Genomic DNA, 16,771 nt, shown 5'->3' with positions numbered 1-16,771 from the left:
CTGAATCTTGGGGCGAGGATTGGTCTTGGGCGAATTGACGGGCTCCATCTTCGCGATCGGCGACTTCCTCCTGGGAACGATCCTGCCGTTTTTGTTCGTCCTGACGGTCGTCGTCTTTGTCCATGAGATGGGCCACTATCTCGTCGGCCGTTGGTGCGGCATCGGCGTGCGCGCCTTCTCCATCGGCTTCGGGCCGGAGCTTTTCGGCTTTACCGACCGCCGCGGCACGCGCTGGAAACTGTCCGCCATTCCGCTCGGCGGCTATGTGAAATTCGTGGGCGATGTCGGCGCGACCAGCCGGCCGGATGCGGAGGGCATGGAGGGCCTGTCGGAGCCGGAGCGGCGCACGGCGTTCCACCTGCAGCCGGTCTGGAAACGGGCGGCGACGGTCTTCGCCGGCCCCTTCTTCAATTTCCTCCTGACGGTCGTCGTCTTTTCAGTGATGATCGGCATGTTCGGGCGCTATGTGGCCGATCCCATGGTGGCCGAGGTGCGGCCCGACAGCCCGGCGGCGGAAGCGGGCATCCAGCCGGGCGACAGGTTTGTCTCCGTCGATGGCGTTCCCGTCGAGAGCTTCGGCGATGTGCAGCGCATCGTCTCCGGGCGCGCCGGCGATCCGCTCACCTTCGTTCTGGAGCGGGACGGGCAGCAGGTCACCGTAGTCGCCACGCCCGAGGTGAGCGAGCAGACGGACGCGCTCGGCAACACGGTCAGGATCGGCATCATCGGCGTCGTGAACAACGAGGCGCTCGGCCGGCCGCGCGTCGTCGAGTACGGACCGCTCGAGGCGGTCGGCGCCGGGGTCGAGGAAACGGTGGGCGCGATCGCTCGCACCGGGCAATTCCTGAAGCGGTTGGTGGCCGGGCGGGAAGACCGGTGCCAGCTCGGCGGGCCGGTGCGGATCGCCGACATGGCGGGAAAGGCGGCAAGCCTCGGCTTCGAATGGCTCATCCAGCTGGTGGCGCTTCTTTCGGTCGGCATCGGCATCCTTAACCTTCTTCCCATCCCGCCGCTTGATGGCGGACATCTCCTTTTCTATGCAATCGAAGCGGTGCTGCGCCGGCCTGTTCCCGAACAGGTGGCGGAGGTGGTCTACCGGGCCGGAATGCTGATGGTCCTGGTCTTTATGGGCTTCGTCTTCTGGAACGATCTGTTCGGCTGCTGACGAATCGGTCAAAGCCGGCGAGGGGGGCGGAGGGGGCATTCAGTCGCATTGTTGAGAGGGCGTTTACCAAGGGGAAGGAATGGCGTGACCGGAATGCCACGCCCCTCCGCTCGGTAAATGCAAATTAACCAGAAGCCTTGCGTGTAGGGAAATTCCAGCTATTAGGGTGAGGTCGATCTTGCCCATTTGTCTGGACTTCTCGCGGTGGGGACAACGAGAATAGAAGGTTTCGAGGCCCAATGAAGGCAGTTTCCAGAATGATGAGCGCCGTTTCGGCGGTGGCGCTTTCGGCCGGTTTCGCCGTGAGCGGGGCGGTGGTCGCCGAGATGGCGATGATCGTGTCGGCCGAGGCCGCGACCGTCAGCCGGATCGAGGTTCGCGGCAACCGGCGCGTGGACGCGGAAACGATTCGCAATCAGGTGGGCGTCCGTCCGGGACAGAATTTCACCAATGCCGATCTGGACGAGGCCGTGAAGCGCCTGTTCGGCACCGGCCTTTTCGCCGATGTCTCCATCACCCAGGCGGGCGGCGCGCTGGTCGTCACCGTCGATGAATATGCCATCGTCAATCAGGTCCTCTTCCAGGGCAACAGGAAGATCAAGGACCAGAACCTTTCCGAGGCCATCCAGCTGCAGCCGCGGACGGCCTTCTCCAATCAGCTGATGGAGAGCGACGCGGAGGCGATCCGCGAAGCCTATCGCCGCATCGGCCGCGACGAGGCGACGGTGACGGGCGAGGTCCAGGATCTCGGCGAGGGCCGGGTCAATGTGGTCTTCCACATCCAGGAAGGCGACCGCACAAAGATCGCGCAGATCAATATCGAGGGGAACACCGCGTTCAGCGATCGGCGCCTGCGCGATGTCATCTCGACCAAGCGCTCGAACGTCTTCTCCTTCCTGATGCGCAACGACGTCTATGACGAGCAGCGCCTGCAGGCCGACGAGGAGGCGCTGCGGCGCTTCTACTACAATCGCGGCTATGCGGATTTCCGCGTCCTCTCGTCGAACGCTCAGCTCGTCGACAACCAGTACATCGTCACGATCACCGTGGACGAGGGGCAGCGCTACACCTTCGGCGATGTCAGCATCGAATCGAGCATTCCCGGCGTCGACATCAATTCCCTCCAGCCGGCGCTCCAGACGCGCAAGGGCTCCGTCTACAGTGCCGAGGATGTCGAGCAGTCGATCATCGATCTCACTGAGCGGGTTGCCGGCTTCGGCTATGCCTTCGCGCAGGTGACGCCGCGCGGCAACCGCGACTTCCAGAACCGGACCATTTCCGTCGTCTATTCCATCGACGAGGGCCCGCGCGCCTATGTCGAGCGCATCGAGATCCGCGGGAACAACCGCACGCGCGACTATGTCATCCGTCGCGAATTCGACGTCAGTGAAGGCGACGCCTTCAACCAGGTTCTCATCCAGCGCGCCAAGCGCCGGCTGGAGAGGCTCAACTTCTTCCAGACCGTGAACATCACCTCCGTCCCGGGCTCGCAGCCCGACCAGGTGATCCTGGTGGTGGACGTGGTCGAGAAGTCGACCGGCGAGTTCTCCATCGGCGCGGGCTACACGACCAGCGCATCCTCCGGCAGCAGCGGCGGCTTCTCGCTTGAAGGATCGGTGACCGAGCGCAACTTCCTCGGGCGCGGACAGTTCGTCCGCCTTGCCGCCGCCGGCGGAGAGGATTCGCGCGATTACACCTTCTCCTTCACCGAGCCTTATTTCCTCGGCCGCCGCATTGCCGCGGGCTTCGACATCTTCCGCAACACGCGCACCTTCAAAGACTCCGACGACGACGACGTCTACGAGCGTGAGACTTTGGGCGGCACGGTGCGCTTCGGCCTGCCGATTACCGAGGCGCTCACCGCGCAGCTTGCCTACAACCTTACGCAGGAAGAGTATGATGGCGTCGTCGATCCAGCGACCCTGTCGACCGGCCTTCGAGAGGCGCTGGAACAGGGCAAGTGGTTGAAGTCGTCGGTCAGCGCATCGCTCATCTACAACACCATCGACAATATGCAGAACCCGCGCGAGGGGCTGCATGCGGTCCTCACCACCGAGGTCGCCGGCTTGGGCGGCGACGCCCAGTGGGTGAAGTTCACCGGACGCGCCAACTACTACCATACCCTGTCGGAAGAGCTGGACCTTGTGGGCCTGCTCACCGTCGGCGGTGGCCACATTGTCGGGTTTGGTGATGAGCCGCTGAGGATATTCGACCAGTTCAACAGCAACGACCGCATCATTCGCGGCTTCGAGTATAACGGCATTGGGCCATATGAACTCGATCCCGAAGGGGACCGCGACTATATCGGCGGTACGACCTATTTCCACGCCACGGCGGAAGCGCAGTTTCCGCTGCCGATCGTGCCCGAAAGCTTCGGACTGCGCGGCGCGGTCTTCGCCGACGCGGCAACGCTCTACGGCAGCGACTATACCAGCGCGAATGTGAGGGGCACGGATATGGAATGGCGCGCCTCGGTCGGCGCGAGCCTGATCTGGGCCTCCCCCTTCGGTCCGCTGCGCGTCGATTATGCCGAGCCGGTGGTCAAGGAAGAGACGGATCGTATCCGGCACTGGAATTTCGGCATCTCCACCCGGTTCTAGCGCTCGGGCAGATTGTCCGGGCGGCGCAAACGGCCCGGACGAGAAGGCATTCATGAAGGAACCGGCTTTTTTCGTGCCCGCGCGCCGCTTCGAGGTGGGCGAGATCGCTGCCTTGACCGGCGCCCGCCTGACGGATGCCTCTCGGGAAAAGACCGTCATCAGCCGCGTCGCGCCCGTATCGGAGGGCGGCGAGGATGCTCTTGTCTTCGTCGACGGCAAGAGGAATGCGGCGAAGCTGGATACCCTGCGGGCGGCGGCGCTGCTGTGTCCGGAGGATCTGGTCGAGAGCGCGCCTGCGGGCATCGCCGTTCTGGCTACGCCGAAGCCGCAGCACGCTTTTGCCATGGTGGTGCGCCTGCTCTTCCCGCAGGCCGCCCGTCCGCAGCCGGTCACAGGCGAAACGGGTGTTTCTCCGCAGGCGGTGATCGCGCCCGGCGCTTTGGTCGAAGAAGGAGCGGTGATCGAGGCCGGCGCGGTGATCGGCACCGGCGCCGCCATCGGCCGCGGCACGATCATAGCGCCGAACGCCGTGATCGGCGCCGGCTGCAGCATCGGCCGGGACAGCTATGTGGGTCCGGGCGTGACGCTGCAATATGCGATCGTCGGCGACCGCGTCATCATCCATCCCGGCGCCCAGATCGGGCAGGATGGTTTCGGCTTCCTTCTTGGACCGAAGGGGTTCGAGAAAAATCCGCAGATCGGCCGGGTGATCATCCAGGATGATGTGGAGATCGGTGCCAATACGGCGATCGATCGCGGTGCGCTGTCCGACACGGTGATCGGCGAGGGCACCAAGATCGATAATCTTGTGCAGATCGGCCACAACGTGCATACCGGCCGCCGTTGCGTGATAGCCGGCCATAGCGGCATTTCCGGTTCGGTCACGCTGGGCGACTACGTCATGCTGGGGGGACAGGTCGGCATCGCCGACCACGTAACGATCGGGGACCGCGCGCAGCTCGCCGCTTCCAGCGGCGTGATGGACGATGTCCCGCCGGGCGAACGTTGGGCGGGCTCGCCGGCGCGGCCCATGCGCCAGGCATTTCGCGAGATCGCCGCGCTGCGCAGCCTGGTTGATGGAATGCGGAAGGGGAGCAAAGGATAATGCCCGACGGTACGCCGCCGACATTGGAAAGCGTCGACATTCTGAAAGTGCTGCAGCTTCTGCCGCACCGCTATCCCTTTTTGATGGTGGACCGCATCGTCGAGATCGACGGCGACAATTCGGCCATAGGCATCAAGAATGTCACCGCGAACGAGCCCCATTTCATGGGCCATTTTCCGGAACGTCCGGTCATGCCCGGCGTCCTCATCGTCGAGGCCATGGCGCAGACGGCCGGTGCGATCTGCATTCTCAAGGCCGGCGAGGCGCGGCCTTCCGTGGTCTATTTCATGACCATCGAGAGCGCCAAGTTCCGCAAGCCGGTGGTGCCGGGCGACCGCATGGAGATCCACGTCAAGAAGCTGAAGCAGCGCGGCATGATCTGGAAGTTCGCCTGCGAGGCCATCGTCGACGGCGGCAAGGTGGCCGAGGCCGTGATCTCTGCCCTGCTTTCGACCGAACAGCCGGACTGACGCGGCGATGGCGGAGACTTTCATCCATCCCCTTGCCGTCGTGGAAAAGGGCGCCGAGCTCGGCGCCGGCGTCAGGATCGGACCATTCTGCCACGTCTCCGCCGAGGCCGTGCTGGGGGATGGTGTCGAGCTGATCAGCCACGCCACGATTCTCGGTGCCACCACGCTTGGCGCCCGCTGCCAGGTCCATCCGACCGCCGTGCTCGGCGGCGCGCCGCAGAACTACAAGCACAAGGGCGGGCCCACCGTGCTCACCATCGGGGAGGGCTGCATCATCCGCGAGGGTGTCACCGCCCATCGCGGCACGGATACGAGCCGCGGCCGGACCACGATCGGCGACAATTGCATGCTGATGGCCTACACCCATGTGGCGCATGACTGCGACGTGGGCAGCAACGTCACCATGGCGAATTATGCTTGCCTCAGCGGGCATGTGACCATCGGCGACCATGTCATCATCTCCGGCTATGCGGCTGTGCACCAGTTCGTACGCATCGGACATCACGCCTTCCTCGCCGGCTATGCCGCCGTTGTCGGTGACCTCATCCCTTACGGCATGGCCATGGGCGACCGGGCAAAGCTGCGCGGGCTGAACGTGATCGGCATGAAGCGGGCCGGAATGGCGCGCTCGGAACTGATGCAGGTGCGGCGCGCCTACCGGATGCTCTTCTCCGAAGACCGGCCGCTGGCGGAGAACATCGAGCTCGTGCGGCGGGAGTTCCCGGATTCGGCCGCGGTGAGGGACATCCTCGATTTCATGGCCGGGCGGGAGCGCAAGTATTTCGTGCTCCCGGCGCGCGGGCGGTCGTTGGATGAGGACGATGACCCCGGCGGCGATTGACGGCCGTGAAGCGATTGCGCTCGGCGAGGCGGATCGCATCGCGGTGCTCGCCGGAAGCGGGCTCCTGCCCAGGGAAGTGATCGACGGGCTCATCGGATCCGGACACCGGCCGCTGGTGGTCGCCATTGCCGGCGAGGCGGACATCGGGGAAGACCCGGAGCGCTATGACTTTCAGACCGTCACGCATGAGGAACTCGGCAAGGTCCTGTCGATGCTGAAGCGGCAGGGTGTGACCCATGTCGTCCTGGCGGGCGGGGTGGCCAGGCGCCCGCCATTGAGCACGCTCCGCTACAGCCCCCGGATATTGCTGCACCTGCCCCGCCTGGTCGCCGGTTATGCAAGCGGCGACGACGGCTTGCTGCGGGCGATCACCGCTGTCATCGGGTCTTATGGAATCCGCCTTGTCGGCGTTCACGACGTCGTGCCCGAGCTTCTTGCGCCGCAGGGGCTGCTGACCAGGGCCGCGCCGGCGCGCCGGGACGAGCGGGATATCGCCGCCGCGCTCGCCGCGGCCCGGGCCATCGGAAGGCTCGATATCGGGCAGGCGGCGGTCGCCGTCGGCGGCCGCGCGATCGCCCTCGAGGATATCGACGGCACCGACGGTCTCCTCCGTCGCGCCGAAACGCTGCGTTCGCACGGGCGGCTTGCCGGAAAGACCGGCGGCGTTCTCGTGAAATGCTCCAAGCCGGGGCAGGAATTGCGCGTCGATCTGCCTACGATAGGGCCGCAGACGGTTACCGCCGCCCATGCGGCCGGGCTCGCGGGCATTGCAGTGGAAGCGGAGCGGAGCCTCGTCCTGCAGAGCGGCGAGACCGTGCGGCGCGCCGATGCGCTAGGGCTGTTCATCCTCGGCTTTCCAGCGGGGCGGGAAGAATGACGGAGGAGCGGCCGCTGCGCATTGCCGTCATCGGCGGCGAGGAGTCGGGCGATCTTCTGGGCGCCGACCTGGTCGAGGCGCTCGCCCGGCAGACCGGCCGCAAGATGGAGCTTGTCGGCGTCGGCGGACGCAACCTTGAACAGCTCGGCCTGAACTCCCTGTTCAACGCCGATGATATCGCCCTCATGGGCATCTCGGCGGTGTTGCGCGACCTGCCTCGGCTCCTGCGGCGCATCGGCCAGGCGGCGGCCGCGATCACGGCCGCACGGCCCGATTGCCTGGTGACGATCGACAGCCCCGATTTCGGCCTGCGCGTGGCAAGGAAGGTGAGGGCGGCCGATCCCTCGATCCCTATCGTCCACTATGTCAGCCCGAGCATATGGGCGTGGCGCTCCGGTCGGGCTGCGGCCATGCGCCCCTATGTGGACCACGTGCTCTGCCTTCTGCCCTTCGAGCCGGAAGAGCTTCGCCGCCTGGGCGGGCCGCCCGGCACCTTTGTTGGCCACCGGCTTACGAGCGACCCCGACATGGCCGCGGCGGCGCAGGCGCAGTTAGCGAGGACACCGCAAGGGCAGGGGGCACGGAGGAAGCTCCTGCTTCTGCCGGGATCGCGCAAGGGAGAGGTGCGGCGCCTGATCGGCCCGTTCGGGGAAACCGTGGCGGAGCTGAAGAGCGCCGGGCACGAATTCGACGTGCTGCTGCCCACCGTTCCCCATGTCGCTCCGCTGGTGCAGGAGGCGGTGCGGGATTGGCCCGTGCGGCCCGAGATCATTCTCGACAGAGCGCGGAAATGGTCGGCCTTCGCCGAGGCGGATGTGGCGCTGGCCTGTTCGGGGACCGTGGCGTTGGAACTGGCGCTTGCCCGCGTGCCCTTTGTCAGCGTCTACAAGACGGATGCGCTGGGCACGGCGGTCGGCCGCCTGCTGATCACGGCCTGGTCGGCCTCGCTGCCCAACCTGATCGCCGGCTGGCCGGTGGTGCCGGAGCTGATCAATGAATTCGTCCGCCCCGTCTATCTCGCGCGGCTGTTGCCGCGCCTCTGGGCCGACACGCCGACGCGCCAGGCGCAGCGCGAGGGCTTTGCGGAGGTGGCGCAGGCCCTTGCCACGCCAAGACCCGCAGGCGAGATCGCGGCCGAGGTCGTGCTGCGCGAGATCGCCGGGAAGCGCGGACCAGGCTGAGGCGGCGGTCTACCCCACCCGCTCCATGAAGGCGCGCGCCGCGTGGGGTGCCCGGATCTTCCCCTCATGGATGAAATAGACGAAGACGTCGCGCGGCCTGGCTTCGATCTTCGCCGTCCCGTCGGCGAGCGGCAGGTCGCCGGGCATGCCGCCCTTGGTCCAGGCCTTCGCCCGCTCCGCCCAGGCATCGAGCTCGGCGGGCGGGTAAGCGGTCGGGACGGAATCCTCCCCGCGTTGCAGCCGCGCATAGACGAAATCGGCGGTCACGTCGGCGATTTCCGGATAGGTGAAGTGGTGGGCGTAGCAGATGGCAACGCCATATTTGCGCGCAAGGGCCGCGAATTCCGGCACGACGAAGGAGGGGTGCCGCACCTCCAGCACATGGCGCAGCCGCACGCTATCCTGCTTCTCAGGAAGCAGTTTCAGGAACGCCTCGAAATCCTGCGGATCGAATTTCTTGGTGGGCGCGAACTGCCAGACGATGGGGCCGAGCTTTTCGCCGAGCGCCGCAGGTCCGGACTCGAGGAAGCGGGAAATCGACTCGCCAGCTTCCCCCAAGACCCGGCGATTGGTGGCGAAGCGGATCGCCTTCAGCGAAAAGACGAAGCCGTCGGGCGTCTCGGCGGCCCATTTTGCATAGGTGTCCGGCTTGAAGGTCGAATAATAGGTGCCGTTGATCTCGATGGTCGGCATCTGGCGGCTCGCATATTCGAGCTGCCGCTTCTTCGGCAGGTCGTCCGGGTAGAAGGTCCCCTCCCAAGGCTCGAAGGTCCAGCCGCCGATGCCGGCGCGGATGGTGCCTGACTGCATCTCATCGCTCCTCGCGTTCACGCGCCGAAAATGCGTCCGCCTAGTTGCTTTGTCCACCCGGTAAGCGTCGGCTCCTGACAGCAGCGGTCGCCGCGTCTCCGAAGGCGGGAAACTGCATCCCGATCCCCTCTTGCAAAATCGAACACTTGGCTTTGCCAAGATGTTGATTCTGCTTTCTCCCCGCAAAGGGGGAGATAGGGGCCTCCACCGACCTCGCCGCCAATTGCCGACGTTCGGGTTGATGCCTGAACACCCATAGGCGCTCGCCAACAGCGGATGCTTACAATGTGCAAGGAGATCACTGCAGCGAAAGGCGGCCTAAAGGTGGACTAATGTTGTGAGCGATGCCTACTGAGCCGCATCCTCGGCTCTGTTGATCCTCGTACGTGCATTGCGCTCGGCGGCACCGAGGCGCTCCGAGAATGCTTTCACCCGGGCGTTCAGTTCCTTGTGGCGGGCCTGCAGCAAGGATAGAGCTTCGCCCATGTAGGGCACGGGTTCGCCACGGTTCGCACGGGCGGATAGATTGTCGCTCATCCGGTTGCTTTCGTCGCTGACGATATCGCTGATGCAGAGATTGGCGCGGCTGACGGCCTCCGCCGTACCAAGCGCATTGGAGCTAACAACACTGGCTGCCCTGACCGCATTACCGGCCCGCCGGTTGGCTTCTTGGACCGCTGCCATGGCTTGATCGAACGCGCGCTTGCTGTGCACGTCGACAAATGTGCCGCCCCCAGCCGTTGCGACGGACTGCAAGGCGGCGGCCTCCTTCGCCGGCAGTCCGAACCCGACAATGTTCACGATGGCGCGGGTTTGCCCCTGGTGAGCCTGTCGTGCCATTTCCACGGGATCACCACCGCAGGTCTCCTCCCCGTCTGAGACGACATAGATGACCTGCTCGCCAACGGTGGATGAATTCTGGAGTATCTGTCGCGCGTGCTCGATGGCCGCAGCCAGTGGAGTCCAACCCACGGCCTGGACTTTGTCCAGGGATGCGACCACCTCGGCCCGATCGCTAGTCATCGGGACCAGCGTATCGACGGCGGAGCAGGATTGTTCCTTGCCGGCTTGAGTATTGTCCCCCTGCTGACCGAAGACGACCAACGAAGCCTCGACGTCGGCCGGCAGGGAGTCGACAAAGTTTCGCGCGGCCTGGCGGGCGAGGTCGAGCTTGCTGCGACCATCAACTTGGCCGGCCATGGATCCGGACCCGTCGATCAAGACAATCGCGCGCCGCAGCAATGCAGAGCCGGAAACCTCTTGCTTGCCTTCAATGCGAGCGAGGCTCAAAGCGAGCTCGCTAAAGCAGGTCTCGACATCCTTCCTGATGAATTGATCCACGTAAGCCTGCGGCGAGGCAACGGTATCCCTCCGGGCTTCGGCACCATCGGCCCAAGCCCGGCAGCTTATGCCGAACAACGCCAGCACGACCGCCGTGGATGCAAGTATCCGCATTGGCTGCATGATGTACAGCCTACCAAGAGATGGAAGCATCACTCCGCCGCCTGCTTCCGCGCCGGCCTGCGCTCCAGAAGCTCCTTCAAAAACCTGCCCGTATAGCTGCGCGGCTCGGCCATGACGTCGTCGATGGAACCGGCGGCCACGAGTTCGCCGCCGCCGTCGCCGCCTTCCGGTCCGAGGTCGAGCACCCAGTCGGCGGTCTTGATCACCTCCAGATTGTGCTCGATGACCACCACCGTGTTGCCCTGGTCGACCAGCTCGTGCAGAACTTCAAGAAGTTTGGCCACGTCGTGGAAATGCAAGCCGGTTGTCGGCTCGTCCAGGATATAAAGCGTGCGGCCCGTCGCCTTCTTCGACAGCTCCTTGGCGAGCTTGATGCGCTGCGCCTCGCCCCCCGAAAGCGTGGTGGCCTGCTGGCCGATATGAATGTAGCCCAGACCCACGCGGGAGAGCGTGACGAGCTTGTCGCGCACGGCGGGAACGGCGGCGAAGAACTCCACGCCTTCGTCCACCGTCATCTCCAGGACGTCGGCGATCGACTTGCCCTTGAAGAGCACGTCCAGCGTCTCGCGATTGTAGCGCTTGCCCTTGCAGACGTCGCAGGTGACGTAGACATCCGGCAGGAAGTGCATCTCGATCTTGATCACGCCGTCGCCCTGGCAGGCCTCGCAGCGCCCGCCCTTGACATTGAAGGAGAAGCGGCCCGGCTGATAGCCGCGCGCCTTGGCTTCGGGAAGGCCCGCGAACCAGTCGCGGATGGGCGAGAAGGCGCCCGTATAGGTGGCCGGGTTGGAGCGCGGCGTGCGGCCGATGGGCGACTGGTCGATGTCGATGACCTTGTCCAGAAATTCCAGCCCCTCGATGCGGTCGTGCTCGGCCGGATGCTCTCTGCTGCCCATGATGCGGCGCGAGGCGGCCTTGTACAGCGTCTCGATCAGGAAGGTGGACTTGCCGCCGCCGGAGACGCCGGTGACGCAGGTGAAGGTGCCGAGCGGGATGTCGGCCGTAACGTTCTTGAGATTGTTGCCGCGCGCGCCCACCACCCGGATGCGCTTCTTCTTCGAGATCTCGCGGCGGCGCGCGGGCATGGAGATGGAGAGCTCGCCGGTGAGATATTTGCCGGTGATCGAGTTGGGGTTGGCCATGATCTCGCGCGGCGTGCCTTCGGCGATGACGCGGCCGCCATGGACGCCCGCCGCCGGGCCGATATCGACCACGTAGTCGGCCGTCAGGACGGCATCCTCGTCATGCTCGACGACGATCACCGTGTTGCCGAGGTCGCGCAGGTGGCGCAGCGTGGCGAGCAGGCGGTCATTGTCGCGCTGGTGCAGGCCGATGGACGGCTCGTCCAGCACATAGAGGACGCCCGTGAGGCCGGAGCCGATCTGCGAGGCAAGGCGGATGCGCTGGCTCTCGCCGCCCGAGAGCGAGCCGGAATTGCGCGAAAGGGTCAGGTAGTCGAGGCCGACATCGTTCAGGAAGCGCAGGCGCTCGCGGATCTCCTTGAGGATGCGCGCGGCGATCTCGTTCTGCTTCTGGTTCAGCCGCTCCGGCAACGCCTGGAACCAGGCGCCGGCCTTGCGGATCGACATCTCCGTGACTTCGCCGATATGCAGGCCGGCGATCTTGACCGCCAGCGCCTCGGGCTTCAGCCGGTGGCCGTTGCAGGCGGGGCAGGGATGGGCCGACATGAAGCGCTCGATCTCCTCGCGCATCCAGGCCGATTCCGTCTCCTTCCAGCGCCGCTGCAGATTGGCCACCACGCCCTCGAAGGGTTTTGTGGTGCGGTAGCTGCGCAGCCCGTCATTGTATTCGAAGGTGATCTTCTTCTCGCCGGTGCCGTGCAGGATGGCCTGCTGCGCCTCCTCCGAAAGGTCCTTCCAGCGGTTGCCCACCTTGAAGCCGAATTCCTGCCCGAGCGCCTCCAGCGTCTGCAGGTAATAGGGCGAAGTGGATTTCGCCCAGGGCGCGATGGCGCCCTCGCGCAGGATGGCGTTCTCGTCCGGCACGACGAGATCGGGATCGATGGCGCGCTCGCTGCCGAGCCCGTCGCAGGCGGGGCAGGCGCCGGCCGGATTGTTGAAGGAGAAGAGGCGCGGCTCGATTTCCGGAATGGTGAAGCCGGAGACCGGGCAGGCGAATTTTTCCGAAAAAATCAGCCGCTCATGGGTCTCGTTCTTGGACTTGTTGGCGCTGCCGCCCTCGGCCGTCTGGTTCTGCGGCAGCGGCCGATCCGCGTATTCTGCCACCGCCAGCCCATCCGCCAGCTTCAGGCAGGTCTCCAGCGAGTCGGCGAGGCGCGTGCCCAGATCCGGCCGCACGACGATGCGGTCGACGACCACATCGATGTCGTGCTTGTATTTCTTGTCGAGCGCCGGCACGTCGGCGATCTCGTAGAACTCGCCGTCCACCTTGACGCGCTGGAAACCCTTCTTCTGCAGCTCGGTCAGTTCCCTGCGGTACTCGCCCTTGCGCCCGCGCACGATGGGGGCGAGGATGTAGAGCCGCGTGCCTTCATCGAGCGCCAGCACCCGGTCCACCATCTGGCTCACCGTCTGGCTCTCGATGGGCAGGCCCGTCGCCGGCGAATAGGGCACGCCCACGCGCGCGAAGAGCAGGCGCATATAGTCGTAGATCTCGGTGACCGTGCCCACGGTGGAGCGCGGGTTCTTCGAGGTCGTCTTCTGCTCGATGGAGATGGCCGGCGAGAGCCCGTCGATCTGGTCGACATCGGGCTTCTGCATCATCTCCAGGAACTGCCGCGCATAGGCCGAAAGGCTCTCCACATAGCGCCGCTGCCCCTCGGCATAGATCGTGTCGAAGGCAAGCGAGGATTTTCCCGAGCCCGAGAGGCCGGTCATCACGATCAGCTTCTCGCGCGGCAGGTCGAGATCGACATTCTTCAGATTGTGCTCGCGCGCGCCGCGGATGGAGATGAATTTGTGGTCGGGCATGCCCCGTCGCTGCCTTCTGAAAATAGCTGGAATGGCCGGCGACATGGCTGACCACTCCCTGATATAGGAAATGCGAGCCGGATTATCGATGGCGCGCCCGCATCTCGCCGCCGGGCCGATCCCGGGACGGCCCTTTCCACCTTTTCCAGCTTTTCCGGACAAGAGCAAGCGGAACGAACATAGAGCGAACAGGCTCCTGACATCTGGTGCCCTGCCGAATGGCCCCCACGTGCGTGCCTCCGATCACATTTCATCTTTATGCGCCGGGAGCGCTTGACGCCGGAGACGCCGAGGAGCAGAATCCGACTGTCGTCCGGGCGCCTCCGAGAACGGGCCGTTCGAGGACTCGCCGGTTCGGCATTGGAGCGACAGATCAAGGGAGGGAGGCATGACTCCACCGGACTGTTCGAGCGGCTCCACCGCCGGTGTGGGGCCACAGCCGGCACTGGGCTGACGCGGCTTTCGCGCGCCGTCCTCCCGCCGGTCCTTAACGGAGCGGATGGCGGAGGGTTCGCGGTACCCTGGCGGACACGTGTCAGGACCGGCCGGCTGCAGAAGACAATTCGACCATCATTGCGGACGGTGAAGATCACACGTCCGATCGACTGACCGGGCGCTCGCCCGGAAGAAGCAAGGCCCTGCGCGTCCGGGAAACAGGTGACGGCAGGGCCACTCCGTGACTGAGCCTGCGGCCGCTTCTGCCGCACCTATGCGACGCCGCTCCCTTCCATGCGACGCTCCCTCCCGGTGCAATGCTTCCTTCAGGTGCGATGCTCCCTCCGGCCGAAAACGCCACTTCTTTCAGTTGCCGAGACGAGATCGAGTTTGTTGTGCCCGGCGAACAGCAGGACATGGCCAAGCAGATCCGCTGTTTCATCCGCCATGGCCCTCGCCGGTTCGCTTTCCGACCATCCCTCCCTTCGCCCCGCGTCCACGAAACCTGTTCCAGGCCTGCGTAAGTTCGCCGATTTCCTCATGCATCTTCAGCATGAACCAGCCGGCATCACGCTCCAGCCCATTGGCCGCCGCATACCGTGCAGAAGCCTCCTTGAACTGCGCCTTCAGATCGCCCAGGATGGGCATCACCACAGATGTTCCCTTTATGTTCTCGCAATCCCGGCCGGACTTGTCAATGGCCCATCCGCGTCGCAAAGAGATTTTCGGCGAGGGCTTGCGCGGAAGCGCATTCCGCTCTAGAACAAATAAAGAACAAATGAATTGTGGAAGGATTGGCGGCCTGTTCATTCATGGGCGCGCGGCGGATGCAGGTCGGATAAGATCGGGCTTCGGTCGGAGCTGCCGGTTCTCCCTTTGTATTCCCGGGGCGGCCTTCCGGAGCAGGTTTTGGACGAGTGGAGTGATGTCATGGCGGGCAGCGTGAACAAGGTGATCCTGATCGGCAACCTGGGCGCCGATCCGGAAATCAGGCGGCTCAATTCGGGGGATCCGGTGGTCAATCTCCGGATTGCCACGTCCGAGAGCTGGCGCGACCGCGCCACGGGCGAAAGGCGCGACCGGACCGAGTGGCACAATGTGGTGATCTTCAACGACAACCTCGCCAAGGTCGCCGAGCAGTATCTGAAGAAGGGCATGAAGGTCTATGTCGAGGGTCAGTTGCAGACCCGCAAATGGACCGACCAGTCCGGCCAGGACCGCTATACGACCGAAGTGGTGCTGCAGAAATTCCGCGGCGAGCTGCAGATGCTGGATGCGCGCGGGCAGGGCGGCGAGGGCCAGGTTGGCTATGGCAGCGGCGGAAGCCGCGGCTCCGATTTCGGCCAGTCGAGCCCGGCGGAGAATACCGGCGGTGGCAGCGGCTATTCGCGCGACCTCGACGACGAGATCCCGTTCTGATCCGCCGAGCGGCTGCGTTCTTGAACTGGGCCCCTGCCGCGGCCCGTAGGGCTATAGCGATGCGGGCACCGGCAGATCTCGCCGGCTGCCGGCGACCGATCGTGCGGCGCGGCGACACTCGTGCATATGGCAGTGGTGCGCAGCGTCGCCGGTGATGTCGTCTCGGCGTTGTCAGCGGTAGAGATAGTCGGGCTCGAGCCCCATCCGCACCGACGCCTGGGCGGGCGGGGCGGTCAGGAGCGGCAGCTTTTCCGATGCCTGTCCCATCGTCTCCACCAGCTTGCGCTGCATGGCTGAAAGGCCGTATTCCTCGAGCCCGAGCTTTCGCCGCAGTTCCGGCGGCGTCAGGTCCACCGCCGCCCGGATCAGGAGGCGCTGGATCGGCCGGAATGGCCTCGGCGCGATGGGCGCGCTCCCCATGATATCGAGAAACTCGAATATCGTGTCGGAGGGCTGGAGCGCTGGCTCCGTCTCGGCGAGCATCCGCTGCCATTCTTGTAGCGAAGCGGGCGCGCCCAGCGCCCCGTAGAGCCGGGCCGCGACGGCGCCCTCGGCAAAGGCGCGCGAGCGTTCATCCGCAGCGAGCGGCCGCACAAAACGGTGATAGGCTTCAATGAAGCCGTAGGGTGCCGTCCCCTGGACCCAGTCGAGCAGCCGCTGGTCGTTGGCGTGGTATGGCCTGCCTTCCGGCGTCGTCCCACGCACACGGTCGTGCATGCGCATCACGCGCTCGATCATCCTCTCCGCAGCGCTTCGTGGACCGTACACGGTCATCATCGCGGCAAATCCGGTGCGGCGCAGCCGTGTCACCGCGTCGCGACGAAAGGAACTGTGCTCCCAGACGCCGGACCTTACGGAGGGCTCGGCCAGTTCGAGGATCACGGCAGCCACACCGCCTACGAAAAGCGAAACGGGGTTCTTGAAGATCCGCCACGAGATCGAATTGGGCGGCACGAGGGCGGGCTCGCCGCGCGGCTGCGTGAAGTCGAAGTCCATCCCCTGCGGCGGCCGCATGAGTCCTCCGGCGGTTGCGGACACGAAACGTCTGATCGTCGGAGCGAGCATGTTGACTCCATTCAGCGGTGAAGGGCAGGGCGGCCGTCCGGGCGGGTCCATGCGCCTGCACAGCCCTGTCCTAATGCGCCTGCCGCGCGGCCGGTTGCATGCCTCACGCCTGCCGACCGGGGTGAGGTGGAGCGCGGGTCGGTTACTAAGTTCCTCTTGGCGATGATCTGCCTCAGCTCGCCGCATCAGGCGTGGATGAGATTCGTCGGCCCCAAAAAAGATTCCGCAGCAAGAACAAGGGCCCACTCACTTTTTTGGTCTTTTCTTCCGGTTTTTTATCCCCACCCCCGGCAGCCCTCTTACAATCCGTCCCATCGCTCTTGCGGGAACCGGATGCGCACCGGGTGTTCGGGAGAGCGGCGGCAACCTCCCCCTCCAGGGATCGGTA

Annotated in this window: 12 protein-coding genes and 1 pseudogene; 8 read left to right on the top strand and 5 right to left on the bottom strand. The window is 65.1% G+C overall.

Going from position 1 to position 16,771, the window contains the following annotated elements:
* Positions 1-25 precede the first annotated feature (25 nt).
* The 7 genes from rseP (at position 26) to lpxB (ending at position 8,239) form a co-directional block, all read left to right on the top strand.
* Positions 26-1,165, top strand: a complete 1,140-nt coding sequence (gene rseP, locus RIN79_RS18990) for an RIP metalloprotease RseP (protein WP_309086263.1) — start codon at positions 26-28, stop codon at positions 1,163-1,165.
* 239 nt (positions 1,166-1,404) lie between these two features.
* A complete protein-coding gene (bamA, locus tag RIN79_RS18985; protein ID WP_309086262.1) occupies positions 1,405-3,765 on the top strand; it encodes an outer membrane protein assembly factor BamA in 2,361 nt (786 codons plus the stop codon).
* Between the two features lie 52 nt (positions 3,766-3,817).
* Positions 3,818-4,870: a UDP-3-O-(3-hydroxymyristoyl)glucosamine N-acyltransferase gene (gene lpxD / locus RIN79_RS18980; RefSeq protein WP_309086261.1), complete on the top strand. Its 1,053-nt coding sequence runs from the start codon at positions 3,818-3,820 to the stop codon at positions 4,868-4,870.
* Positions 4,870-5,340 carry a 3-hydroxyacyl-ACP dehydratase FabZ gene (gene fabZ, locus RIN79_RS18975; protein WP_309086259.1) on the top strand — a complete coding sequence of 157 codons (471 nt, stop codon included), beginning with the start codon at positions 4,870-4,872 and terminating at the stop codon, positions 5,338-5,340. Before lpxD ends, fabZ begins: the two co-directional genes overlap by 1 nt.
* Positions 5,341-5,347: 7 nt before the next feature.
* Positions 5,348-6,181, top strand: coding sequence for an acyl-ACP--UDP-N-acetylglucosamine O-acyltransferase (gene lpxA / locus RIN79_RS18970; RefSeq protein WP_309086258.1), 834 nt, complete (start codon positions 5,348-5,350; stop codon positions 6,179-6,181).
* Positions 6,153-7,058, top strand: coding sequence for a UDP-2,3-diacylglucosamine diphosphatase LpxI domain-containing protein (locus tag RIN79_RS18965; protein WP_309086257.1), 906 nt, complete (start codon positions 6,153-6,155; stop codon positions 7,056-7,058). The genes lpxA and RIN79_RS18965 overlap by 29 nt, the downstream gene beginning before the upstream one ends.
* Complete coding sequence (lpxB, locus tag RIN79_RS18960; protein WP_309086256.1) at positions 7,055-8,239, top strand: lipid-A-disaccharide synthase; 1,185 nt, start codon at positions 7,055-7,057, stop codon at positions 8,237-8,239. Before RIN79_RS18965 ends, lpxB begins: the two co-directional genes overlap by 4 nt.
* 9 nt (positions 8,240-8,248) lie before the next feature.
* Here the strand turns inward: lpxB and RIN79_RS18955 are convergent, their stop codons facing one another.
* The 4 genes and pseudogenes from RIN79_RS18955 to RIN79_RS18940 all read right to left on the bottom strand — a co-directional run.
* Entirely contained in the window at positions 8,249-9,049 is an 801-nt protein-coding gene (locus RIN79_RS18955; protein ID WP_309086255.1) for a DUF72 domain-containing protein, read from the bottom strand.
* Between the two features lie 348 nt (positions 9,050-9,397).
* The gene (locus RIN79_RS18950; RefSeq protein WP_309086254.1) at positions 9,398-10,543 is read right to left on the bottom strand and encodes a VWA domain-containing protein; all 1,146 of its coding nucleotides are present in this window, start codon (positions 10,541-10,543) and stop codon (positions 9,398-9,400) included.
* Entirely contained in the window at positions 10,543-13,464 is a 2,922-nt protein-coding gene (gene uvrA / locus RIN79_RS18945; RefSeq protein WP_309086253.1) for an excinuclease ABC subunit UvrA, read from the bottom strand. The genes RIN79_RS18950 and uvrA overlap by 1 nt, the downstream gene beginning before the upstream one ends.
* 780 nt (positions 13,465-14,244) lie before the next feature.
* Positions 14,245-14,541: pseudogene (locus tag RIN79_RS18940) on the bottom strand (pyrophosphatase); the annotation flags it as partial.
* Positions 14,542-14,829: 288 nt separating this feature from the next.
* Between RIN79_RS18940 and ssb the strand changes: the two are divergent.
* On the top strand, positions 14,830-15,318 hold the full coding sequence (gene ssb / locus RIN79_RS18935) for a single-stranded DNA-binding protein (protein ID WP_309086252.1): 489 nt from the start codon (positions 14,830-14,832) through the stop codon (positions 15,316-15,318).
* A gap of 171 nt (positions 15,319-15,489) precedes the next feature.
* On the opposite strand, the gene RIN79_RS18930 is transcribed toward ssb, so the two are convergent.
* Positions 15,490-16,332 carry an oxygenase MpaB family protein gene (locus RIN79_RS18930; RefSeq protein ID WP_309086251.1) on the bottom strand — a complete coding sequence of 281 codons (843 nt, stop codon included), beginning with the start codon at positions 16,330-16,332 and terminating at the stop codon, positions 15,490-15,492.
* Positions 16,333-16,771: the final 439 nt, after the last annotated feature.

Source organism: Chelativorans sp., assembly GCF_031180965.1.
Classification (GTDB): Bacteria; Pseudomonadota; Alphaproteobacteria; order Rhizobiales; family Rhizobiaceae; genus Chelativorans.
The sequence above is the reverse complement of the archived record's forward strand: the minus strand, read 5'-3'. Positions and strand labels throughout refer to the sequence as shown.